Source organism: Haloarcula sp. Atlit-47R, assembly GCF_003665985.1.
GTDB classification, from domain to species: Archaea; Halobacteriota; Halobacteria; order Halobacteriales; family Haloarculaceae; genus Haloarcula; species Haloarcula taiwanensis.
The window spans coordinates 1-436 of record NZ_QPLQ01000100.1; the positions used below are offsets into that span (position 1 = coordinate 1).

1 protein-coding gene is annotated in these 436 nt (G+C 39.2%); it reads left to right on the plus strand.

Going from position 1 to position 436, the window contains the following annotated elements:
• Positions 1-436: glycosyltransferase (locus DVK00_RS21065; protein ID WP_121578529.1), on the plus strand; the 436-nt coding region annotated here is incomplete at both ends.

Below are 436 nucleotides of genomic sequence, written 5' to 3' on the forward strand. Positions count from 1 at the left end.
CAAAAAGAGACAAATGGTGGTGAATGTGGCGGTGGAAATTCTAAGAAGAGACAGATCTTATATGTGGGGCAGTTAACTTATTCTAAAGGAGTTGATGTATTAGTAGAAGCAGTTGCTGACTTTGATTCAGAAGATATTGAGGTACATATTCTGGGGAAGGGACCCCAAAAGTCTAAACTTGAATTGATGGCCTCAGACTTAGAAAATATTCACATTCACGGATTTGTACCTGAAGATGAATTGAAACAGATGTATTTGGAAGCGGATCTTACAGTTGTTCCTTCAAGATGGTATGATAATTCTCCGATGGTGATCTACGAAAGCGTTGCCTATGGAACTCCCGTAATTGCATCAAAGTTTGGTGGAATTCCAGAATTAATAGATAATGGTCAGACGGGACACTTGTTTGAACCCGAGAACCCAAACCAATTGAAAA